Annotated in this window: 16 protein-coding genes and 1 tRNA gene; 9 read left to right on the top strand and 8 right to left on the bottom strand. The window is 56.5% G+C overall.

What is annotated here, in order from left to right; genetic code table 11:
• Nucleotides 1-319: 319 nt before the first annotated feature.
• The 3 genes from NHH03_RS17550 to NHH03_RS17540 are packed head-to-tail and all read left to right on the top strand — an operon-like array spanning nucleotide 320 to nucleotide 6,254.
• Nucleotides 320-3,070, top strand: coding sequence for a PSD1 and planctomycete cytochrome C domain-containing protein (locus NHH03_RS17550; RefSeq protein ID WP_253158286.1), 2,751 nt, complete (start codon nucleotides 320-322; stop codon nucleotides 3,068-3,070).
• A gap of 5 nt (nucleotides 3,071-3,075) precedes the next feature.
• Nucleotides 3,076-4,521: a DUF1501 domain-containing protein gene (locus NHH03_RS17545; protein WP_253158285.1), complete on the top strand. Its 1,446-nt coding sequence runs from the start codon at nucleotides 3,076-3,078 to the stop codon at nucleotides 4,519-4,521.
• Between the two features lie 41 nt (nucleotides 4,522-4,562).
• Nucleotides 4,563-6,254, top strand: coding sequence for an L-lactate permease (locus NHH03_RS17540; protein ID WP_253158284.1), 1,692 nt, complete (start codon nucleotides 4,563-4,565; stop codon nucleotides 6,252-6,254).
• A gap of 8 nt (nucleotides 6,255-6,262) precedes the next feature.
• Here the strand turns inward: NHH03_RS17540 and NHH03_RS17535 are convergent, their stop codons facing one another.
• On the bottom strand, nucleotides 6,263-6,832 hold the full coding sequence (locus NHH03_RS17535) for a YcxB family protein (protein WP_253158283.1): 570 nt from the start codon (nucleotides 6,830-6,832) through the stop codon (nucleotides 6,263-6,265).
• 123 nt (nucleotides 6,833-6,955) lie between these two features.
• On the opposite strand from NHH03_RS17535, the gene NHH03_RS17530 reads away from it, so the two are divergent.
• Both NHH03_RS17530 and NHH03_RS17525 read left to right on the top strand, forming a co-directional pair.
• Nucleotides 6,956-7,690 carry an ABC transporter ATP-binding protein gene (locus NHH03_RS17530; RefSeq protein ID WP_253158282.1) on the top strand — a complete coding sequence of 245 codons (735 nt, stop codon included), beginning with the start codon at nucleotides 6,956-6,958 and terminating at the stop codon, nucleotides 7,688-7,690.
• Nucleotides 7,691-7,696: 6 nt separating this feature from the next.
• On the top strand, nucleotides 7,697-9,376 hold the full coding sequence (locus NHH03_RS17525) for a hypothetical protein (RefSeq protein ID WP_253158281.1): 1,680 nt from the start codon (nucleotides 7,697-7,699) through the stop codon (nucleotides 9,374-9,376).
• Here the strand turns inward: NHH03_RS17525 and NHH03_RS17520 are convergent, their stop codons facing one another.
• Nucleotides 9,377-10,243, bottom strand: coding sequence for an OmpA/MotB family protein (locus NHH03_RS17520; RefSeq protein WP_390895584.1), 867 nt, complete (start codon nucleotides 10,241-10,243; stop codon nucleotides 9,377-9,379).
• Between the two features lie 144 nt (nucleotides 10,244-10,387).
• A complete protein-coding gene (locus NHH03_RS17515; RefSeq protein ID WP_253158280.1) occupies nucleotides 10,388-11,857 on the bottom strand; it encodes a DUF389 domain-containing protein in 1,470 nt (489 codons plus the stop codon).
• 222 nt (nucleotides 11,858-12,079) lie between these two features.
• Here NHH03_RS17515 and NHH03_RS17510 point away from each other — a divergent pair.
• From NHH03_RS17510 to NHH03_RS17495, 4 genes are all read left to right on the top strand, one after another.
• Nucleotides 12,080-12,152 (top strand) — tRNA-Asn (locus NHH03_RS17510).
• A gap of 302 nt (nucleotides 12,153-12,454) precedes the next feature.
• On the top strand, nucleotides 12,455-12,682 hold the full coding sequence (locus NHH03_RS17505) for a DUF433 domain-containing protein (protein ID WP_253158279.1): 228 nt from the start codon (nucleotides 12,455-12,457) through the stop codon (nucleotides 12,680-12,682).
• Nucleotides 12,683-12,701: 19 nt separating this feature from the next.
• A complete protein-coding gene (locus NHH03_RS17500; protein ID WP_253158278.1) occupies nucleotides 12,702-13,058 on the top strand; it encodes a DUF5615 family PIN-like protein in 357 nt (118 codons plus the stop codon).
• A gap of 110 nt (nucleotides 13,059-13,168) precedes the next feature.
• Nucleotides 13,169-13,519: a low molecular weight protein tyrosine phosphatase family protein gene (locus NHH03_RS17495; RefSeq protein ID WP_253158277.1), complete on the top strand. Its 351-nt coding sequence runs from the start codon at nucleotides 13,169-13,171 to the stop codon at nucleotides 13,517-13,519.
• A gap of 84 nt (nucleotides 13,520-13,603) precedes the next feature.
• On the opposite strand, the gene NHH03_RS17490 is transcribed toward NHH03_RS17495, so the two are convergent.
• From NHH03_RS17490 to NHH03_RS17470, 5 genes are all read right to left on the bottom strand, one after another.
• The gene (locus NHH03_RS17490; RefSeq protein ID WP_390895587.1) at nucleotides 13,604-14,185 is read right to left on the bottom strand and encodes an ATP-grasp domain-containing protein; all 582 of its coding nucleotides are present in this window, start codon (nucleotides 14,183-14,185) and stop codon (nucleotides 13,604-13,606) included.
• 384 nt (nucleotides 14,186-14,569) lie between these two features.
• Nucleotides 14,570-15,772 (bottom strand): elongation factor Tu, encoded by a 1,203-nt coding sequence (tuf, locus tag NHH03_RS17485; protein ID WP_253158276.1) that lies wholly within the window; start codon nucleotides 15,770-15,772, stop codon nucleotides 14,570-14,572.
• 421 nt (nucleotides 15,773-16,193) lie between these two features.
• Nucleotides 16,194-16,946 carry a nucleotidyltransferase domain-containing protein gene (locus tag NHH03_RS17480; protein WP_253158275.1) on the bottom strand — a complete coding sequence of 251 codons (753 nt, stop codon included), beginning with the start codon at nucleotides 16,944-16,946 and terminating at the stop codon, nucleotides 16,194-16,196.
• On the bottom strand, nucleotides 16,943-17,395 hold the full coding sequence (locus NHH03_RS17475) for a hypothetical protein (RefSeq protein ID WP_253158274.1): 453 nt from the start codon (nucleotides 17,393-17,395) through the stop codon (nucleotides 16,943-16,945). The genes NHH03_RS17480 and NHH03_RS17475 overlap by 4 nt, the downstream gene beginning before the upstream one ends.
• Before the next feature lie 274 nt (nucleotides 17,396-17,669).
• Nucleotides 17,670-18,602: a nucleotidyltransferase domain-containing protein gene (locus NHH03_RS17470; protein WP_390895586.1), complete on the bottom strand. Its 933-nt coding sequence runs from the start codon at nucleotides 18,600-18,602 to the stop codon at nucleotides 17,670-17,672.
• Nucleotides 18,603-18,628: the final 26 nt, after the last annotated feature.

Below are 18,628 nucleotides of genomic sequence, written 5' to 3'. Positions count from 1 at the left end.
CCACAGGTTCAGTTGCTGGTGACGCCCGAGCAATTTGCCTAGGGCCGTTGCACACTATCTGAGAGCTGTTGATTCAATCTTCAGCGGCGCTGGTGTGGAGGATTCATCCGACTTGGGTGAGGGTTTTCTGCGAAGAATAAAGCCGGTCGGATAAATCCTCCACACCAACTAGCGACCGGCTAATTAAATCAACAGCCCGGTCGGGTTACCATAAAAGCGCAACTTCAAAACTGACGCGTCGGGTTACCATCGAAGCGCCACTTCAAAATCCCCAAACCCACCAGCGTTTGGGTCCCCGCCAGCGATTTGCTCTCCCGCCATGCCACACACATTTCAATTTCACCGACGATCACATGTTCAATCATTGATCCTGGTGATCCTGGCACTCACAGCGATCGATACCTCCTTCGCCGATTCACCCGGCAGCGTATTCGCCGCACGGTATTGCGTTGACTGCCACGGCGATGACCAGGCCGAAGCCGATTTCCGTATCGCTGCGAGCGATGATCTTAAAATCCAAGAGCAGCGCGAACATTGGCACCGCATTTGGACAAAAATCAATTCGCGGGAAATGCCACCACCCGACGAGACACAACCCGACGACCGCCAGCGGCGTGCATTGCTGGATTGGATTGTCGAAACATTCGGCCCATTCAATGATCCAAGTTCGACTGACCACTGGTCCCTGAAACCACCGCGACAGCCGCCGGTTCCCATCGTCCAGGCCGCCGACGGCCGGTCGGTTCGAAACCCGATCGACGCCTTTATCATCGCGCGTTTGAATGACAACCAATTGACCCCGTCGCCGATCACCGATCGTGCAACCTTGCTGCGCCGTGCAACGCTGGATCTGACGGGTTTGCTACCGAGTGTTGATGAAACCGACGCGTTCGTGCGTGCCCCTGAACCATTGGAGATTGCGTTTGAATCCGTGATCGATCGCTTGCTGCTGTCGCCTCGCTACGGCGAACGATCGGCCCAGCATTGGCTGGACGTGATTCGCTGGGCCGAAACCGTCGGTTTCGAAACCAATGCCGAGCGACGTGATGCTTGGCACTACCGCGACTGGGTGATTGCTGCTTTCAACGACGATTTGCCGTACGACCAATTTATCTTGGACCAACTTGCTGGCGATGTCACTGGGGCGGACGCCGCACTGGGGTTCCTGACCGCCGGCCCGGCGAACTTGCCCGGCCAGATCGGTCGCGATGAACAAGCGATGCGTCAAGCACGACAGGATGAATTGGACGAAGTCGTTCGTACGGTCAGCCAAAGCTTGTTCGGATTGACCGTCGGCTGTGCACGATGCCATGACCACAAATTTGATCCGATCAGCCAACACGATTACTACGCCTTGCAGGCGATTTTTGCCGGCTTGCAGTATGGCAATCGTCGACTTCGTGGTCCGCAAAACGACACTTGGACCGCTCAGATCCCTGAGGTGCGCGACCAACTGGATTCGTTGCGAAACGAATTGGAATCGATGCGGCAACAATTCCAACTGCGCCCGGCGTTGGACAATGTTCAAACCGAATCATTCCCAGCGCAGATTGCAGACGCCGTTCGGATGCAAATCGATGCAACCACCAATGGCACCGCATCGCTATATGAATTCCAAATTTGGACCACACCTACCGACAACAACCCATCCAATAACATTGCCCTCGCCTCATCTGGTGCGTCGGTTTCAGCATCCAGCTTTGCACTGGCCAATCAAACACGGCACTTCGACAACCTGGTTGACGGCTCAATCGACCGTCGGCAAGCGTTTCCTTGGGTCGCAGCCCAGCGTGGACCTGCATGGCTGGAAATTCAGCTGCCCGGTCCAACATCAATCGATCGGATCACTTGGCACGGTGGTGCAAGCATTCCGCTGGACTACTACGTGCAAGTTCATGATCCACGCTCGGGCCGGTGGATCACCGTCGCCACAACCGACGACAGACTGCCTCGTATCGACGACCGACGATCCGCTGCCGAGGTTGCGATCAGAGGAATGAATCCCGACCAAACCACGTCCCTGTACAAGTTGCTGGCGCGAATCCGGGCCCGTGAGAGTGAACTACGACGCCTGAGCGATGGGCCGCAAACCTACGCGGCGAAATTCGCGGCGGATCCGAATGAAACCAGACTTCTGCATCGCGGCGACCCGATGCAACCCAGACAGGAAACCTTCGCCGCGGTGCCAGTTGCACTCGATCATTCGCCGCCAACCAATCATCCCGCCCACGAACCCGATCGCCGATTGGCGTTGGCTGACCATTTAGTCCAACCCGATCATCCGCTGACCGCTCGGGTCATGGTCAATCGAATCTGGCAACAACACTTTGGTGTCGGATTGGTGAAAACAGCATCTGACTTTGGACGCATGGGTGAACCCCCGTCCCATCCCGATTTGTTGGACTGGCTAGCGGTCGAGTTCGTCAAACAAGAATGGTCCGCCAAACAACTGCACCGTCTGATTATGTCCTCACAAACCTACCAACAATCCAGCCGACCACGGTCGGGTCCGCTGCGCGTCGATGCGGACACAAGATTGTTGTGGCGGTTCCCACCCCGGCGGTTGGATGCCGAAGCGATCCGTGACAGCGTGCTACAAGCCAGCGGAAACCTCAATCGTTCGATGTCCGGGCGCGGGTTTGATTTTTTCAATCAACGTGGCGGACTCTCGGATTACCAACCCAAACAAACCTTTGACGCCGACGGTTGGCGGCGGATGATCTATGCCCACAAAATTCGCATGCAATCGGTCGATGTGTTTGGTGCATTCGATTGTCCCGACGCCGGGCAAATGACGCCTCGCCGCAACCAGTCGATCACTCCGATTCAATCATTGGGACTCTTCAATAGCCCATTTCTCAATCGACAATCGAAATTCTTTGCCGATCGACTACGGAAACACAGCGATGATGATTTGCAATCGGCATTGCAACGTGCCTACTCGATCGCATTGTCACGGCCTCCCTCGGCGAAAGAGCAGGATGCATTGTTGACACTTGCTAATAACCATGGCTTGGAACAGGCCTGTCGCGTGATTTTGAACACCAGCGAATTCGTATACCTGCGTTGAGTGACATGAATTCTCATTTGCCACGACGAAATTTCTTGACCGGTGCCGCTGGCGGCCTGTCTTCGATTGCGCTTGCATCGTTGTTGGACCGATCGGTGCAAGCAGAATCCCCCGCGATCGACTCCACCCAACCTTGCGCACCGCGGCCACCGCATTTCCCGGCCAAAGCAACACGTGTGATCGAGATCTTTTGTTCCGGTGCGATCAGCCACGTTGATACGTTTGACTTTAAACCTGAACTGATTCGTCGCCACGGACAACCCCTACCCGGCAATGACAAACTGGTTTCTTTCCAAGGCCCCAACGGCAATCTGACTCAACCGCTGTGGAAATTTCGCCCCCGTGGTGAATCGGGAAAAATGGTATCCGATCTGGTCCCACACATCGGCGAGATGGCGGACGAAATCTGTTTCCTGCATTCGCTGACCAACAAGTCCAATACCCACGGGCCGGCTGAAAATGTGATGAACACCGGGTTCGCCTTTGACGGATTCCCCAGCATAGGCGCCTGGGTCAATTACGCGCTCGGTAGCGAAAACCAGGATCTGCCAGCCTTTGTCGCCATCGAAGATCCGCGTGGGATGCCTCAATCAGGACCGAACAATTGGGCCAATGGTTTTCTGCCAGCTGCTTTTCAAGGCACTCCGCTTAGCACCACCAAACCGATCCGCTACCTGCAATCCCCGCCGGACCTGCCACAAGGCGCCGACCAGGCGGCGCGCGACACGTTGCGTGTTTTGGAGAACCTGCAACAGAAACGTTATCCGGGCGACCAAGACTTGGCGGCACGATTGGCCAGCTATGAATTGGCCGCGCGGATGCAGTTGTCCGTGCCGGCGGTGACCCAACTGAACGACGAGACCTCGCAGACGTTGAAACTGTACGGTGCCGACAGTCCCAACCAACACAAATCTGACTTTGCGCGCAATTGCATCCTTGGACGTCGCTTGATCGAACAGGGCGTACGCTTTGTGCAGATCTTCAACGGCGCCTATGCTTCCGGCGGCCGCATCAATTGGGACGGTCACTCCAATTTGAAAGAACAATACGACGTTCACGGTGAAATCTTGGATCAACCCGTTGCCGGCCTGCTCAAAGATCTCAAACAGCGTGGCCTGTTGGAATCAACGCTGGTTGTGTTTGCGACCGAGTTTGGCCGGATGCCGATGTTCCAGGCCGGGACCTATGGACGAGACCATAACCCCGGCGGGTTCACTTGCTGGTTGGCCGGTGCAGGGGTCAAGAAAGGATACAGCTATGGAGCCACCGATGAATTCGGCTTCCTCGCCCAACAAAACCCAATCACTGTGCACGATTTCCATGCGACCATCCTGCATCTATTGGGATTGGAACACAAACGCCTGACACACTATCACAATGGCATTGATCGCCGACTAACCGACGTGCACGGTCAGGTGATTCACGACGTGCTATCATGCAGCCTCGTCTGATATGACCAAGCGTTCTCCCCAACGCCCTGCTATCGTCCAACATGCTCGACTCCATCGCACCACTGCTGGCGTTCACGCCGATCCTGGTGGTCGGAATCCTATTGGTCGGGCTGCGATTGCCAGCCGCCAAAGCGATGCCAATCGCCTACCTTTCCGTGGTCTTGATTGCCGCAACGTTATGGCGGCTCGACGCGGCAACGATCGCCGCGGCATCGATCAACGGTTTGGTTGTCACGGCGCAGTTGTTGTTCATCATCTTTGGCGCCATCTTGCTGCTCAATACTCTCTGCGAAAGCGGCGGACTGGCGGTGATACGCAGCGGGTTCACCAATGTCTCGGCGGACCGGCGCGTGCAAGTGATTTTGATCGCTTGGCTATTCGGCTCGTTTATCGAAGGCAGCGCGGGCTTTGGCACACCGGCGGCAGTTTGTGTCCCGCTACTGGTCGGACTGGGATTTCCGGCCAAATCGGCGGTGGTCAGCGGAATGCTCATTCAAAGCACACCGGTTTCGTTCGGAGCCGTCGGCACACCGATCTTGGTTGGCGTGAAAAACGGCTTGGACGGCAGCCAATCGGTCATCGACTATGCCCATCGCGAACTCGGTGCCGGCGCTGACATCTGGAGTCACGTTTTGCCGTTGGTCGGCCAACGCGTCGCATTGATGCACTTGATCGCCGGCAGCCTGATCCCGTTAATGGTCGTGACGGTGATGACCCGATTTTTTGGTGCCAAACGATCTTGGCTTGATGGCTTGCGAGTCTGGAAATTTGCGTTGTTCGCATCGCTGGCAATGACGATCCCATCGACGATCATCGCGCACACGCTGGGTCCGGAGTTTCCCTCGCTGCTCGGATCATTGGTCGGCATGATCTTGGTCGTTCCCGTCGCCCGCCGTGGCTGGTTGATGCCCGACGAACCGGCCTGGGAATTTGCCGAACCGGCGCAGTGGCCTAGCCACTGGAACGGCGATGTCAGCATCGATCTTCAACCACCTCGACAATCTCTCGCGGCTTGGAAGGCCTGGTTGCCGTACCTGATGATTGCCGTGTTACTGGTGATGTCGCGTTTGCCGTCCTTGCCGCTGGGTGACTGGCTGCGGTCGATCACGATCCCCAGCGACGAAGCGTTGACTGAGAACGTGTTCGGATCCGACATCAGCATCAAACCGGTTGCTCCACTCTATCTTCCCGGTGCGTTGTTCTTGGTCGTCTGCGCGCTGACCGCGGTGCTACATCAGATGAATCGGGCTGCGATCGTGACCGCCACCTCGCGTTCATTGCGGATGGTGGCATCCGCTTCGCTTGCGCTGTTATTCGCGGTGCCGATGGTCCAGGTCTTTATCAACAGCGGTAGCGGCGCGGCGGGCTACGAATCGATGCCCCAAGTGCTGGCAGCGGGCGTCTCCTCCCTGGCCGGTAACGCTTGGCCGCTGATGTCTCCCTTGGTCGGCGGATTGGGAGCCTTCGTCGCCGGCAGCAATACGATCAGCAACATGATGTTTTCGTTGTTCCAATTCCAGGTCGGCGAAAATATCGGTGTCGATCCAATTTGGGTGGTTGCGCTGCAGGCGGTCGGCGGCGCGGCCGGAAACACCATCTGCGTTCACAACGTGGTCGCCGCCTGCGCCGTGGTAGGATTGGTCGGCCGCGAAGGCGATATCATTCGCATTACATCGCTGGTGTTCCTGTACTACGTCACGGTCGCGGGCATCGTCGGCATGCTGGTGACCTGATACCAACGTTAGAAGTCGTTGGTTTTCTCTGAATCGGGCGATGTCATGCGACGGAAAAATTCACGGTAGCTGGTATTGAACTCCGCGCGTTTCGGAATGAACAAAAACAGGTCTTCCGACACAACGACCACCATTCCCTTTGCCGTTCGAATGCAGTGCAGGTCGACAAGCGGATACTCGTGCGTTTGACCGGGCGTGCTCCAACGCAACAAACGAACCGTTTGCGTGACCGTGACCATCGTGGCAGGCAGCACGCCCTTGGCGGCTAGGTTTGTACGTAGGCGGACGCGAAGACGATGAATCAACGCCAAGTAGACGGCAGTCGCCAATAGCATCACACCCAACTGACGGATCAGCAGATGCAGCGCCCGCAGGATCGGCCAATCGAAACTGACGAACAGTGTCAGGGCGATCATCACCAGCGATGCCAGTGTTAAACGTCCCCCTAGGCGGTAGAGCAGGAACTTGGATTCGGCATAGTGAATCTGCTTGGCATTCAATTGAAAATGCGCCGTCAGTTCTCCAGCGGGGCCGATCTCGGCAACCCTCTCTGCGGGTGGTTGATAGGGGTTCAGCATGCCGGCAATGCACCGCCTTGATCGGTTGGGTTTGCGATGACAAATGACGTCACCGCGGCGATTCGTAACCTACCCTAACCATGGTCCAACGCTACTCAACCTTAGAAACAACACGTCTTCCACATGCTTCGCTGCTATGAGCTTCGTAAATTGTACGAAGACCACCTCGCCGTCGATGGGGTATCGTTCTCGCTGGAACCAGGCAATATCGGTGGCCTTGTCGGTCCCAATGGGGCCGGGAAAACCACCACCATGCGGTGTCTAGCCGGTCTAATCCCTGCGACCGATGGCAGCATGTCCGTCGCCGGCTGCGATTTACCCAGTCACAATTCCACCAGCTTAATGGAACTCAAACGCCGACTGGCCTATGTACCGGATGACCCCCCACTATTCGACGATTTGACCGTCGGCCAACACCTCGAATTCATCGGCCGGATTTATCAGGTCGACCGGCATCGTGAGAAGTCATCCGAGTTATTGGACTATTTTCAGCTCGGTGACAAAATCAACGCCGGCGCCACCACTTTATCGCGCGGAATGCGGCAAAAGCTAGCGATCTGCTGTGCGTACCTGTACGACCCCTCGGTGCTGTTGCTCGACGAACCGATGACCGGGCTGGATCCACCGGGAATTCGATGCTTGCTCAGCTCCATTCAGCAACGCGCCGCCGCCGGAGCCACGGTGATTCTGTCCAGCCATTTGCTGGCGATGATCGAAGACGTCTGCACGCATCTGATCGTGATGCAGCAAGGCAAGCTCCAGTACTTCGGCAACGTCGATGACCTGCGCACCGAGTTCCCGGAAACCACCTCGCTCGAACAAGCCTACTTTGCCGCGACCACCATCCAGGCCGTTTAGCGCTCCATGCATTCTCCCCATCGACAACTGATTTGGCTGACCGCTCGACGTGGACTGTTCCGCATCCGGCGATTCTTGCACCGCATGCGCTCTCCCCGGCGCATCGTCGCCTCGACCTTGGCAATCACCTTCCTCAGCCTGTACGTGCTCAACGGATTTGTGATGCTTGCCTCGCGGCGGACCGCCGATTCGAGATCACTCGGCCTGTGGCTTTCCGGCGGCATGGTGCTGTATCTGATCTATCACGCCGTCCGCTGCGTCTGGACCGAACGCCAAGTCGACATGGAATACACCGAAGCCGAAAAACTATGGCTCGGTGGCGCCCCCCTGAAACGGTCCACCTATGCGGCCTACAAGGTCAACACGGTGATGTTCTCAGCGCTCCTCAAAACGTTTTTCCTGGTGATCGCTCTGGCACCCGATGTTCGCCACGCCGGACTGCTGGCCACCGGTATCTTTGCCGCTCTGGTGTTGCTGGAAACCGTTCGTATGATCGGACAACGTTTGATCAGCGGTCTCTCACAACGCTATCTGATGGCATCGCGTATCGCGCTGTCCGCGATTGCTGCTGCCGCGATCATTCAATTCTTTGGCCAACTCGTTTCGCTCACGCCGTCGGGTTCCGCCCCGGGACTGTATGTCCTAAACAGTTTCCGTGCGATCGGCGGCGTCGCCTCCTGTGACGCCGTCCAGTGGCTGGCGGTTGCCTGGCGTCCGGCGGCGATGCTAGCCACGACGACCGACCTGACCTCGCACACGTTCGTTCAACTGCTCGCCTCGGTCGCCCTCGTCCCGGCTGCCATCTTCACGTTGGTCCGCATCGACGGCTGGGCCGAAGCATCGATTTTGCGACAGGAAAAATCCCGGTTGGCCAGTGGCCGCTTTCATCGGGGCGACCAAGCATCAATCGACCATCAGACTGACTTCGCGCTCGATTCACTCGCTCAACGAATCGAATCGCTGCTTCCGGAACGACTCGGCGATTCGGTGGCGTTGGTGTGGCGCCAAGCGCTTTCGATTCGGCGTTACGCCGGTACGATTCTGTTTAGCTTCATCGTTCCGACCATCCTCTGCCTGTCACCCCTGTTGACCGGCCGAACTTCCAACCAATGGGCGTTCATCGTTGCCGGGATTGCACTCTGCACAATGCTGCTCGCTCCACCGGCGTTGCGTTTGGATTTCCGCCGCGACTTGAAACGAATGCTGCTGCTGCGGTCGCTACCACTGCGACCGCTGCATGCCGTGCTGGGTCAATTGACACTGCCGGTGATGATCACAATCTGTTTTCAAACCGTGACGTTGGCGATTGCGGCCATCATCCTGGTGCCTGGCTGGTCGCAAATCATCGTTTGGTCTGGCATGTTGTCGGCGCTCGCCGTGTTTACCTTTGCCGCCGAAAACGCTTTGTTCTTAGCCTACCCACACCACGAAAACGCACAGGGCATCGGCATGGTCGTCCGCGCCAATGTGATGTTCCTGGCCAAAGCCACGGTGATCGCCGCAGCCGTCGGCGCGCTCTTTTTATGGGTCACCGTCTGTCGATCGGTTTTTAGCGACACACTGTCATTACCGGTGTACGTGATCGGTTCGATCTTTGGCACCTGGTTGCTCGCTGCTGCAGCGCTGTTCGGAACCGCCTGGTGCTGGGACCGCTTCGACATCGCTGCCGACCTGCCACCGGAATGATTAAAATTGGTCTGGGTAAACCACCAACTCAATCCGCCGATTGGCCGCCCGTCCCATCGCAGAATAATTGGGCTGGGACGGTTGGTTGGCACCTTGGGCAACGATAAAGAATTGTCCCAGCGGCATTCCCGCGCGGCGTGTGAATAGATCCAATACCGCCGAGGCTTGGGCGGATGCCAGTTGATGGCTGTTCGCGGCGCCACCGGCCATCGCTTGCGAGTTGTCGGTGTAGCCTTCGATGCCAATCCGTTGCCGTGGGAACAGGCTGCGCAACTGTGCCGCGACCGGGTCGAGCACTTGAACCGATTGAGGAATCAACTGAGCCGAACCGGGCGCGAACAATTGGTCGCTGGGGATCACGATGCGGATGCGATCACCCTCTTGGCTGACCGGCAGTCCGCCTAGGTTCAGACGCGATGCCTGCTGGCTCAAGTTGGTGTTGGGTTGGATCGATGCACCGCCACGTACTTGCGTAGAAGCTTGGAACCCACGGACCTGGGTCTGTGCTTCGCGAGCCGCGATCGCTGCGGATTCCAACTGCTGTGTGGAATCGGAGAGTTGTTTGCGAACCAGATCCAGTTCTTCGCGATAGACCTGCGACTGTTGCTCGCTTTGTGCAAGTTGAGTGTGAAGCTGGCGATTGTTGTCGTCCAACAATTGCACGCGACGACTGAGTTCGGCGAGTTGCGATGCATTTGGATCCGACGCATTGGCCCCCAGCGCCGAATTCATCGGCATCGTTGCCTGCGGGTATCCACCCGGGCCTGGAACCGCCCAATACGGATTTTGGCTGCATCCAGCGATCCCGCACACCGCTGCTGCGATGCACAAGCTGCTGCCGATTCGCCAAAGGTTCCGGTCGTTCAACGTCCCAATCATCCTGAATGAGGGTTACCAAGCACGCGGTCTCGCCACACATGACCTGCCTACAAATAGGCGTCGCTTGCCCGCCGGATCAAGATCAATCGGCCGAAGTTTCAATTTCTCGCCATTTTGGCTCAAGTCGAATCCCTAAATTCCAGCTTCGACCATGCCAACCAACACCAACAGGATCGCGCCCACGGCGATCACCGCCATGCGAATTGCCCAGCGATCTTGCTTGCGCAGCGAAACGTTTTTCGACCGGATGCCACGCAGCCACAGCACCAATGAAGTGCCCACCATAATCGTTAAAACGTTGATCGACACGATTAGCAACGGGCCAATGATCGGAGTCCCCGCCTCGGTGGGCTGCCAATAGCCACACACCACTTGCAGTCCCGCCGTCGACAGCGGTGGCACCAGTGCGGCCGCAATCGCCGCGCCCGCCAGGGCCGATGACAGATGCGACCGTGTCCGCGCATAGGCAGCGGCCATGCCGCCGATCAATCCGACACAAAAATCAATCGGCGACGGATCACAGCGGGCCCACATCTCCGTCGCCTGCTCCGGCGATAGATCCGGACTCTGAAAAACACGCACCAAACCGCCAAACAACATGCTAGCAAAAAACGCACCAGCCAATCCCAATCCGATCGCGGAAATGGCATTTCGGAACAACGGTCGATTACCCAGTGTGATCGCTAACCCAGCCCCCATGATGGGTGTCATCAGGGGCGCGATCAACATCGCGCCGATGATCACCGCAGCGCTGTTTTGCAACAATCCGAACGCCGCCAACATGCTCGAGGCGCTGATCAGCCCCAAGAATTCGATACTCGGTATCGATCCGCTCTCCAAATCCTCCTGTAGAGCGATCCGCTGTTCGCGCGTCAGCGAGGGCGCGACGGAATCCATCCAGTGACGCAGTGCTGCGAACATTCCAGGCACCACCGCCTGGCCTTTGCGGACCAGAATCACCGACGTCCCAAACTCTTGGTTCAGCAACTTACGACTGACCGCGTAAGCAACGTTGTCTTTTTCAGTCGATTCGATCGTGACCAGAATCAACGAATCGGGGTGCAACGCTTGGTCGTCAAACTCTTTTCGCAGCAATTCGACGCTCTTGTCAAAATCCAACTCACTCGGCGGCAACTGACCGATCGCCCATTTTCCCGGTCGCATGCCCAGCAATTTGGAACTGATTCGATTCGTTTCCGATTCATCGGGCCGGAATCCACCCATCAGATGTGATTCGTCCAGCGGCGGGTCGCCCGAGGAATTCAGCCAAACGACGGGAAATGGTGACGCTTCGAACAGCTTTTGCTGCAGCGACTGCAAATCCAATGTGTACGGGATGACCAACAGACGGCAGCCATGGTCACGGCTGAAATTCAACACATCCTCGACCGTGGGCGCAACGGTTTGAACATCAATCGCCCCCTTATTTCCCTGCCCCAACAGTTCACTCAGCACTGATTGAGCGTGTTTTTCCAGCACCAGCAGGTCCGTTCCCAGCACCACAGGCACGATATCGGCGTCCAACTCATCGGCGAACTCCCGACACCATTTGGCGCCGCTGCGAACCTGATCCTCCGAACGCAACAAAAAGATGACACTCATTCACGATGGTTCCGTAGTTTGATCGCTGCAAGAAGCCGAATTTATCCCCCAGCCAGGGGCCACGTGGAAGCCGCCTAGTGGCGCAAGACCGAAAAACCCGCTAAAACCGAACCGCCGACGAACCTGCCAGGACTTTTGCGGGTCGAGAGATTCAGATCTTGTCAGCGAAAAGTCGACCAAGTAAACTCCGCGACCCACAGCAACGCAAGTTGCCGTGCCCAATCCCCTGTAGCTCAGTTGGTAGAGCAGGCGGCTGTTAACCGCCTTGTCGCAGGTTCGAGTCCTGCCGGGGGAGCTTAAATTTCAAAAAGCGAAAACTCTCGCGAACCAGTTAGCACCTGCCGCCTGAATCAGGCAGGCAGGTGTTGTCGATTTCGGCCCGGTTTTTCGCGGTGTTTTCGACGTTTTGCGGTTTCGGCAATAGTTCTCTGTTTCGTTTCCAAACTCCGGCCTCCCGGACTCAACCACCCTGGTTGGCCTCGCACCCCAGAGACAACCCCGAGAACTCTCTGACTCTCTGTTTGACATGGGAAAACGGGTTAACACGGGAGACCGGGCTGACTCGCGAGTTCGCAATTAGAGCCCTGAGATGTTGCTATGACTTGGCAAGACCGAATCTCTGTCGACCCTCTCGTCTGTCACGGTCAAGCCTGCGTGATCGGCACGCGAGTAACCGTCTCTGTCGTCCTCGACAACTTGGCAGCAGGAGTATCGAGAGAAGAAATCGTCAGGAGCTACCCCAGCCTGAAAGTCGAAGACATCGACGCCTGCATCGCATACGCTGCCGAGCTGGCCCGCGAACGAATCGTGCCACTCACTCCCTAAAGCCTTCTCCCGAGATGTGATGGCGAGATTCAAGATCGACGAGAACCTGCCGATTGAAGTGGCCGAAATGCTCAAGGCCGCGGGGCACGATGCGATGACGATCTTCGATCAAAGCATGGTAGGAAATTTGGATCCAAAGGTTGCCGCGGTCTGTAAAGCTGAAGACCGTGCGCTGATAACGCTCGACTTGGATTTTTCGGACATCCGTACGTATCCGCCGGCTGACTATCCAGGCATCATCATCTTGCGTCCGCGCAACCAGGCAAAGCCAACCGTACTTGCGTTAGTCAACCAGCTGATTGCTCTACTGGAAACAGACGAACCACTTGCCGGTCATCTGTGGATCCTCCAAGAAACGGGGCTGCGAATCCGTTAGTCAAAAGACTTTGACGACTCGCTACTTTTGAGATGACTGCACACTCGCACTCCGATACCGGTCGCGCGAGAATTGAACGTGTTATCGGAAACAAAAACGGGCAGCTTCTGATGACCAATCGAATCAACGTATTGTTCGTTTGCAGCAAGAATCAGTGGCGAAGTCCGACGGCCGAAGCTGTCTATCGGGACGATCCGCGAGTGGCGGTTCGGTCTCGAGGTACAGCGACGTCCGCGAGGCAGACGATTCACGCTATCGATCTAGCCTGGGCAGACCTTGTCTTGGTGATGGAAGACAAGCATCGCCATCGGTTGCTCGCAGACTATCCCGGCGAGACCAGGTTCCTGCCAATCGAAGTTTTGCATATTCCTGACGATTACCAGTTTATGGACCCGGAGTTGATTGAATTGATTCGTTCCTCTGCCGATCCTTTCATTGACGCGGCAACTACAAAGGCTTGAACACAACCAGCGTGTGATCTTCCTGAATGATCACGTCGAAACGGCCCCGGCCAGCAAGTTTCAGTAAGTCACCTTCGATTCTGTTCACGATTCAAGACTCCGTATGGCATGATCTGACACAGCTTTCACGATGGCTTGGGGGTCGCAATCGTACAAGTCGGCACCTCCAAACGGATTCAGCTCAAGCAAACGACACTTATCATCCACCTCGCAAATGTCTAAGACGTAGACCGGCGATGGCGGTTCCATGGAGGATGCGATCTCCTCAGCCAAGTCGAGAGCATTTGAGTCCTCGCCTGCGGATGATGCACTCCGTGTTCCCGCGTCGTAGCTGCTGCCAGTAATCACTTGTCCATCAACGATAACAAAACGCCACTCGCGTCCAACGTTGGCGACCGGCGCGACAATAACCGGAAGCGTTTCGTCTTCGTAGTAGAACCCATGGTCGAGTGCCTTGAGGGAAATCGAATCTACATCCAGCACGCGACCGCTAAAAGGTTTCAGGGGGCTGTCTGGTCGAACAAAGACACGATCAGTGCAGCCAATCGAGCTTGCGACGTCGGCAGCATTGGCGACCAAGTCATTGGCCGGCACACACCGCCAATCGCGATGCAACAACCACTTGCTCGCTCTCGGGTACCAAGCCGTGCAGCAAAAATCATTCACAGGACAAAACGAACCGGGAGTCCAATCCGCCTTCACTTCAATGACAGCCGCATTGCCGAGTGACCCATGAAAAACAACCGGTGTCTGCTTATCGAATTGGGGTGGTTCGTCCAGCCACCAATCATCCCGTGACTCAACGATGCGATGTCCAGCTTCATTGATTGCTGCGCGCAGTCTTGCGTGGGAACTTGGGAACACTTCGGATTCGAGAATCCAGGTTGTCGCTGTCACAGTTAGTCTCGCCACGTATCGAATACTTCAATAGAACTGAAACGCCCGCGACGGATCTCTCCGCCGCGAGCGTTGTGCAATATCAGTAGTGGACGAGGCGACGAGTCCTAGCGTCCTGGATTCGTCGCCTCATCCACTACCGGTACGGAGATTTTAGCCGACCACGCGTGTCACCACGCCTGATCCGACGGTCCTGCCGCCTTCACGGATGGCGAAACGGTCACCGTCAGCGACCGCAATCGGTTGCTTCAGCGTGACTTTCAACTGCACGCCGTCGCCGGGCATCGCCATGTCGACTCCGCCCAGCACGTTTGCGCTGCCTGTCACGTTCGTGGTTCGGAAGAAGAACTGAGGAGCGTAGCCGTCAAAGAACGGCGTGTGCCGGCCTCCTTCCTCCTTCTTCAACACGTACACTTCGGCCTCGAATTCGCGATGCGGAGTCAACGTTCCCGCCTTCGCCAAGACTTGGCCTTTGGTGATCTCGTTGTGAGCCGTCTTGCGAAGCAACACGCCGACGTTGTCACCAGCGCCCGCGACCTCCAAGACCTCGCCGAACGATTCCACTTGCGTGATCACATCCGTCGCGGTCGCGGATCTCAGTCCGAGGATTTCGACGCTATCTCCGGCGCGAACCATTCCCTGCTCAATCTTGCCGGTCACGACGGTGCCGCGACCGGCGATCGAGTAGACGTTCTCAATCGGCATCAAGAACGGCTTGTCGATCAGACGAACGGGATCGGGAATCCAGCGGTCCAGTGCATTCAGCAATTGCTCAACGCACTCGATCGCCTTTGGATTCGTGGGATCGTCGTGCGCCAGCTTGGCCGAACCGCGAATGACCGGAGTCTTTTCGCCGTCGCAACCGTACTCGCTGAGCAACTCGCGCAAATCTAGTTCGACCAGCTCAAGCAATTCGGCGTCTTCAACCAGGTCGCATTTATTCATGAACACGACCAAGTGCGGCACGCCAACTTGTCGGGCCAGTAACAGGTGTTCGCGAGTTTGCGGCATCGGACCATCAGCCGCAGACACCAACAATACTGCGCCGTCCATTTGAGCCGCGCCAGTGATCATGTTCTTGATGTAATCGGCGTGGCCGGGACAGTCGATGTGGGCGTAGATGCGACCAGCCGTCTCGTACTTCACGTGCGAAGCGATCACGGTCACGGTCTTGTTCTTGTCACGAACAATGCCGCCTTTGGCGATCGATTCGTACGACTTGTACTTGGCCAGTCCCTTCTCAGATTGCACGCGCAACAGGGCCGAAGTCAGTGTCGTTTTGCCGTGGTCGATGTGACCGATCGTGCCGACGTTGACCGACACCTTGCCATTTCGTGTCATTTCGTTCTGAACCATAGCTCGCAAACTCCTTGGTAAAGGAAACGTTTCGCACCGATCGCCAGCGGCCGAGGTGAGCAGCCTCGGCAACCTTTTTGCCCTGCGTGAGCGCCAGATGAACGGAAACGAAGAAACAGGAAAACGCCGTCAATCACGAACCGGCAATCCACAAAAAAAGCCCGCCAAGTGAATCACCGGGCGGGCTTTGCGAATCGTTTTGGAATCAACATTCACTCACGACGCACCATCCCCGCCTCGCCGTCGAATGACGAGTCGGTCGTTGATGATGTTGATGTTGTGGTGAAGGTATTCATTGGGTTTCCAGAATTGACGGACCGAAGCAGAGACACCTATGGGTGAGACTGGTTCGCCTTTTTTTCGTAGTGGACGAGGCGACGAGTCCCAGCGTCCGGGATTCGTCGCCTCATCCACTACGATTTCATCGCAAACGCAGTTGAACGAGAAGATCGTTCAAATCATCACGACCTGATGGCATCTCGGGAAGCTTGCTGGCTTCGTACGCGGACTCGAGTTCGGCGGTGAGTCGCTCGTATTCTTGGGTGTGGAATTCCAGATCGGCAGCTTGAAGCGTTCCTTTCTCCGGTCCGGATCGCTTGCGGTCCACCAGTTCATCAATGTACGAAAGCTTCGCCGACTCGTTCAGCGTGATCAGGTTGGCTTCCACCTCGCCGGTGCGCATCAGGTGGATCCCCGTCAACAGCACGCGATAAACGTATAGCAGCGGCTTGACGCGCGGCGGTGAATCCTTGGCGAAGAGCTTCCACTGGGTCGCGGCAAATCCGAGATAGTGATGCGCGTGGTGACGCGTGATGCAGTTCTTGGCGATCGACTTCAGCTCCTCGTGCCCGGGAGTGCTGTACACCACCAGCGGCGAGAAGATTTGCTCAAGCACGTACCCGTTTCGCTTCAGCATCAACCGAAAGAACTTTTCCACGTCGTGCGTAACGAGATCGATCTCGAGGCCGGCGTAGATGCCCTCTTTCTCCACGGTTTGATCGCCTTCGTCGAGTCCTACGACGGTTTCCAGTGGCAACATGTGAACGCCACGGAGATCGAAGTCGGAATCGGGTGAAGGGAAACCATAAAGATGGGCTCCGCTGATGGTCGCGAAAAGCAGCGGGTACGGATGCGACTCGACGTGCTGAAAGAGATTTTCTTGTGGAAGGTTCATGGTAGTGGACGACGCGAGGAGTCCCTTTCTGGTTCGGGAGGATCGAAGGACTCCTCGCCTCGTTCACTATCGTCAGTCTTCCATTGTTGCATTCCTTGCTTTTTTAACCGTGACACAATGCGATCAAACCGATCCCAAAAGCCCACCGCGAATGGCTTCAGCTCCGGATAGCCTGGAACGATACATCCCGTAAAGCGATACTCCGCGAACCGGTCAGAATCGACAATGCCACCTCTTCCTGGATTTCTTGCAACGTCTTCGCAAAGTCGTTGAAAATTCGCCGCAATGCGTTCTTCATCAGTCAGTACATGATCATAGGCTTGATCCTGGAGCCCAAAACCAATCTTTTCGAGCGATTCGTCACAGCGGGGACGAAAATGCTTCATTGCATTGATTTGGTCGCAACCCGAGTAAAGCCCCATCCATACCATGTGAACGTGATCGGGCATGAGACAGAAGATTGGGCAAGCCAAGCCGTATCGGAAGATCGTATGAGTGAGGAGTTCACGGAATCGGTAGTAGAAAGTTGACCTTAGCCATCCAACTTTCCGATCCCGAGCAGTAATTGTCCAATGGACGATTGCCTCGCCCTGGTAGTATTGCCTCGGTAAGCGTTTCAAATGATCGCGTTTCATCGGTAGCCCAATTGTAGTGGACGACGCGAGGAGTCCCTTCTCAAAGTCCCGAAGCAGTGATTATCCGATGGACTCGTCGCCTCGTCCACTACGGGAGTCCCTCCTCCATCGCTCGCCGACGTGCGTCGACTAGGAATGCGTTGGCACGCTCGTAATCGGGACGGTCCGGGAGCTTGGTTGTTTTGAACGCAGACTCAAAATCGCTTTGCAATTCCTTCCGCCACGAGTCTGCTTCGGCGAACGGCATTTCACCTCGTTTGATCGTTAGCAATCGATCTCGATACTGGCCAACGTCGACCATCATCTCACCCGAACGCAACACGTGGGTTCCCGACAGCAGCAACCGTACCAAGTGCATCACGTGCTTCCACTTCACTCGGCCCTGATTGCGGATGTCGGTCTGCATCTTCTTGAACTGTGATGCAACGTATCCGGAGAACGTCTGGAAGATAAGCCTCGAGAGGAACACAGATCGCATCTCGAGCAGTTCTTCGCCCAGCGGAGTCACCGACTCAACGATTGGGGAATAGAGGCACTCGAGCACATTCGGGTTCGCCTTCAAAGCGAGCACGATGAACTTTTGCAGCTCCCAGTAAACCTCTTGCGTCTCATCGTTTTCCAGTTGCTCCGGAACCCCGAAGAGCGACCAGTGCAGGTCGGCTGCCGGTAGATAGATCCCGCGGCGATCGGTGTCCGACGCTTCATCTTCCAGCCCGTAAGCCCGCGATCCGATCACGCAGCGATAGATCACGCGATCGTACAAGCCTGAACTCATCAGCGGCGCATCGTTATCACGGATGCTGTTGGATTTGAACTCCGTCAACCGAACGAGTTGGTCGTGATGGATCGGAGCCTCGAACCCATCACTGAACTTCACGCGGTAGGCGTGTGTGCGATCGACTGGCGACCGAACGATCACACCGACAGCGCCCGCCGGGTGCGCAATGCGATCGTTTGCCGCCATGACTTCTTTCTGAGCGACCACCTGCGTGCCAACACTGTAGATAAGCGAATGTTCCATCACCGAAGTGTTTCCGTTGAAATCGA

The sequence above is a fragment of the Stieleria tagensis genome (assembly GCF_024129865.1).
Classification (GTDB): domain Bacteria; phylum Planctomycetota; class Planctomycetia; order Pirellulales; family Pirellulaceae; genus Stieleria; species Stieleria tagensis.
This window is presented reverse-complemented; position numbering and strand designations above follow the sequence as displayed.

Excerpts from the sequence above, each read along its gene's own strand:
- NHH03_RS17475 (WP_253158274.1), bottom strand. The coding sequence starts at position 17,395 with ATGCCCGATCACGTTCACATGGTATGGATGGGGCTTTACTCGGGTTGC.
- NHH03_RS17515 (WP_253158280.1), bottom strand. The coding sequence starts at position 11,857 with ATGAGTGTCATCTTTTTGTTGCGTTCGGAGGATCAGGTTCGCAGCGGC.
- NHH03_RS17470 (WP_390895586.1), bottom strand. The coding sequence starts at position 18,602 with ATGGAACATTCGCTTATCTACAGTGTTGGCACGCAGGTGGTCGCTCAG.
- NHH03_RS17495 (WP_253158277.1), top strand. The coding sequence starts at position 13,169 with ATGACCAATCGAATCAACGTATTGTTCGTTTGCAGCAAGAATCAGTGG.
- NHH03_RS17530 (WP_253158282.1), top strand. The coding sequence starts at position 6,956 with ATGCTTCGCTGCTATGAGCTTCGTAAATTGTACGAAGACCACCTCGCC.
- NHH03_RS17545 (WP_253158285.1), top strand. The coding sequence starts at position 3,076 with ATGAATTCTCATTTGCCACGACGAAATTTCTTGACCGGTGCCGCTGGC.
- NHH03_RS17540 (WP_253158284.1), top strand. The coding sequence starts at position 4,563 with ATGCTCGACTCCATCGCACCACTGCTGGCGTTCACGCCGATCCTGGTG.
- NHH03_RS17480 (WP_253158275.1), bottom strand. The coding sequence starts at position 16,946 with ATGAACCTTCCACAAGAAAATCTCTTTCAGCACGTCGAGTCGCATCCG.
- NHH03_RS17550 (WP_253158286.1), top strand. The coding sequence starts at position 320 with ATGCCACACACATTTCAATTTCACCGACGATCACATGTTCAATCATTG.
- NHH03_RS17500 (WP_253158278.1), top strand. The coding sequence starts at position 12,702 with ATGGCGAGATTCAAGATCGACGAGAACCTGCCGATTGAAGTGGCCGAA.
- NHH03_RS17505 (WP_253158279.1), top strand. The coding sequence starts at position 12,455 with ATGACTTGGCAAGACCGAATCTCTGTCGACCCTCTCGTCTGTCACGGT.
- tuf (WP_253158276.1), bottom strand. The coding sequence starts at position 15,772 with ATGGTTCAGAACGAAATGACACGAAATGGCAAGGTGTCGGTCAACGTC.
- NHH03_RS17535 (WP_253158283.1), bottom strand. The coding sequence starts at position 6,832 with ATGCTGAACCCCTATCAACCACCCGCAGAGAGGGTTGCCGAGATCGGC.
- NHH03_RS17525 (WP_253158281.1), top strand. The coding sequence starts at position 7,697 with ATGCATTCTCCCCATCGACAACTGATTTGGCTGACCGCTCGACGTGGA.